Source organism: Frateuria sp., assembly GCF_035695185.1.
Classification (GTDB): domain Bacteria; phylum Pseudomonadota; class Gammaproteobacteria; order Xanthomonadales; family Rhodanobacteraceae; genus Frateuria_A.
On record NZ_DASSES010000149.1, the window covers coordinates 1 to 2849 of the forward strand.

Annotated in this window: 4 protein-coding genes and 3 tRNA genes; 6 read left to right on the forward strand and 1 reads right to left on the reverse strand. The window is 65.5% G+C overall.

What is annotated here, in order from left to right:
* The 6 genes from VFH59_RS12190 to VFH59_RS12215 form a co-directional block, all read left to right on the forward strand.
* On the forward strand, positions 1-188 hold a 188-nt coding region (locus VFH59_RS12190; RefSeq protein WP_325165175.1), incomplete at its 5' end, for a helix-hairpin-helix domain-containing protein.
* Positions 189-237: 49 nt separating this feature from the next.
* Complete coding sequence (pgsA, locus tag VFH59_RS12195; RefSeq protein ID WP_325165176.1) at positions 238-852, forward strand: CDP-diacylglycerol--glycerol-3-phosphate 3-phosphatidyltransferase; 615 nt, start codon at positions 238-240, stop codon at positions 850-852.
* A gap of 37 nt (positions 853-889) precedes the next feature.
* A tRNA-Gly gene (locus VFH59_RS12200) sits at positions 890-965 on the forward strand.
* Between the two features lie 124 nt (positions 966-1089).
* A tRNA-Gly gene (locus tag VFH59_RS12205) sits at positions 1090-1165 on the forward strand.
* Positions 1166-1237: 72 nt separating this feature from the next.
* A tRNA-Cys gene (locus tag VFH59_RS12210) sits at positions 1238-1311 on the forward strand.
* A 145-nt stretch (positions 1312-1456) separates the two neighbouring features.
* The gene (locus VFH59_RS12215) at positions 1457-2578 is read left to right on the forward strand and encodes a site-specific integrase (RefSeq protein ID WP_325165177.1); all 1122 of its coding nucleotides are present in this window, start codon (positions 1457-1459) and stop codon (positions 2576-2578) included.
* Here VFH59_RS12215 and VFH59_RS12220 read toward each other — a convergent pair.
* A partial coding sequence (locus VFH59_RS12220; RefSeq protein ID WP_325165178.1) for a hypothetical protein occupies positions 2553-2849 on the reverse strand: 297 nt, incomplete at its 5' end. The two genes, VFH59_RS12215 and VFH59_RS12220, sit on opposite strands and share 26 nt — an antisense overlap.

Genomic DNA, 2849 nt, shown 5'->3' on the forward strand with positions numbered 1-2849 from the left:
GCGAGAAGGCGCGCGAGCGCAGTGTGCTGGAGGACGTGCCGGGTATCGGCGCCCGCCGACGCGCGGCGCTGCTCAAGGCCTTCGGCGGCCTGGCGGGCGTGGAGGCCGCGGGTGTGGAGGAGCTGGCCTCGATCAAGGGCATCGATCGTGGCCTGGCCGAGCGCATCTACGCCACCCTGCACGGCTAGCCTGCAAGCTGCCGTGCGACACTGATACCGACAACCGACGGATAGGATCATGCGCATCAACCTTCCCACCTGGCTGACCCTGTTTCGCGTTGCGCTGCTGCCGGTGATGGTGGTGGTGTTCTACCTGCCGTTCCGCGGACACAACATCACCGCTGCGATCGTGTTCCTGCTGGCCGCGGTGACCGACTGGCTGGACGGGTACCTGGCGCGCCGGATGAACCTCACCTCGGCGTTCGGCGCCTTCCTGGACCCGGTGGCCGACAAGTTGATGGTCGCGGTGACCCTGTTCCTGCTGGTGGAATCGCACCGCGGCGGCTGGCCGGGCATCCTGATGGCGGTGACCGCGGCGATCATCGTGGGCCGCGAGATCAGTATCTCGGCGTTGCGCGAGTGGATGGCCGAGATCGGCATGCGCGCCACGGTGAAGGTCGCATTCATCGGCAAGCTGAAGACCGTGATGCAGATGATCGCGCTGGTGGTGCTGATCGTGCAGCACGAGAAGGAAGCGGAGGCACTGCGGCTGTACCACATCGGTGAAGGGCTGCTGGTGATCGCCGGCGGGCTGACCATTTGGTCCGGCATGCACTACCTGCGTGCGGCCTGGCCGATGCTCCGCGGCGATCCGCCGAAGCAGCCTGGCGCCGGCAAGCGCGCCGAGGCTTGACGGGTTCGTTTTCGCCGCTAAAATGCGCGGCTCCGATGCGGGAATAGCTCAGTTGGTAGAGCACGACCTTGCCAAGGTCGGGGTCGCGAGTTCGAGTCTCGTTTCCCGCTCCAGTTTCTTTCGAAGCCCCGGCCTTGCCGGGGCTTCGTCGTTTCGGCGGCCGCTACGGAAGCATGCAAAAAACGCCACCTAGGCCTTCACATCCGGCCGTGTTCTGCTATCCTTTCCGACTCTGACGCGGGAATAGCTCAGTTGGTAGAGCACGACCTTGCCAAGGTCGGGGTCGCGAGTTCGAGTCTCGTTTCCCGCTCCAGTTTTCGCAAAACCTCGGACCACCGGGGTTTTGTTTTTTGGGCGGACCGCGGCAACGCGCTCCGCGCGCGATGGCCAGGTGGCAGAGTGGTCATGCAGCGGCCTGCAAAGCCGTGTACGCCGGTTCGATTCCGACCCTGGCCTCCATTGCGTTCAAAGACTTAGCGCCCATGTGGCGCTTTTCTTTTGTCCAAAATCACGCAATCGTCACGCGAAATCCGGCGTTTGCCGCTCGTTTTTCGGTGGCAAACTGGCGTAAGGTTGACGATTATCCGTTGACGCGAGTTTTCCCATGGCAACGAAGCGCCGCCGGGGCGATACCTGGCACTACACGGTCAAGCGTGCGGGCTTGCTCCCCAAGCCGCTCTATCTGAGCTTCGACGATGAGGCCGAAGGCGACGAATATGTGCGCCGCGTGGAGGCGTTGCTTGATCGCGGTGTGGTGCCGGAAGAATTCGGGGCCAAGCGCGAGGTGCAGAAGTCCCTGCGCGATGGCATCCGCCGCTACCTGGCCGCGCAGCATGTCGCCGCTGACGATAGGAAGCTGCTGGCGATCGTCGGGAACCGGCTACCTCGCGAGCTGGCGCTGGCCGAGTTGACCTTCGCCTGGGCCACCAGTTGGGTGTCGGGCTTGAAGCGGGAGCAGAACCTGGCTCCGTCCACGATCCGCAAGCACGTGGGCGCGTTGGCGCGCGCGCTGGACTGGCTCGCAGGCCACGGTGATGTGCCCTTCAATCCGCTTCGGTCGCTGGCCAAGGGATATGCCACGTACACGCCCGAGGATGTGGCGGCCGTGGCCACTGTCGAGGGTCGCGCCAAGCAGGACAGCGAGCGTGACAGGCGGCTGGAAGAGGGCGAGGAAAAGGCTATCCGCGCGATCCTCGGTGGGGCGAAGCCGGAAGGCCGACAACGTGCGCTGGAGCTCCACCACGCGCCGGCGCTGCGGCTACTGTTCGACATGGCGCTCGAGTCGGCCATGCGGCTGCGCGAGATGTACACGCTGAGCGTCGGCCAGATCGACCGGAAGCGGCGAACCATCTTCCTGGACAAGACAAAGAACGGCGACAAGCGGCAGGTGCCGATCACATCGGTGCTCGATGCGCTGCTGGAAACCTACCTGGAAGGCAAGGGCGCGGGAGAGCTGGTGTTCCCCTGGTGGGATGGCGACGTCGATCGCAAGGTGCTGGAGCGGACCACCTCGCGCCTGTCGCGGCAGTTCGCGCGGATCTTCGACGCCGCCGGCAGCGGCGACCTGCATTTCCATGACCTGCGCCACGAGGCGACCTCGCGCCTGTACGAACGCACCCAGCTATCGGACATGGAAATCGCCAAGATCACCGGGCACAAGACCATGGCGATGCTGGCCCGGTACGCCAACCTGCGCGGCTCTAACCTCGCTGGGCGCCTTTGGTGAGGGCTTCGTAGCTGGCCAGGTCCGGGCGCGCCTTGCGTGGCCCGCGGCGGCGTTCCCGCGCCGGTAGGGCATCGGTGGGCGCGGGCTTGCCCTTGCGCCGAAGCTCGGCCTGGGCCCGGCCCTGCTCGCGCACGTAGCTGATCAGGTCGTCGCGCAGCAGGATGGTGTGTTTCTGGTTGAGCGACAGCGCGGGCACGGCGCCGCTGTCGACCAGCTCTTTCATCGCCTTGAGCCCAAGGTGCATGAACTCGGCCGCTTCCTCGAGGTTGAG

What these genes read in the sequence shown, in the direction of transcription:
- pgsA (WP_325165176.1), top strand. Translation starts at nt 238, where the DNA reads ATGCGCATCAACCTTCCCACCTGGCTGACCCTGTTTCGCGTTGCGCTG.
- VFH59_RS12215 (WP_325165177.1), top strand. Translation starts at nt 1,457, where the DNA reads ATGGCAACGAAGCGCCGCCGGGGCGATACCTGGCACTACACGGTCAAG.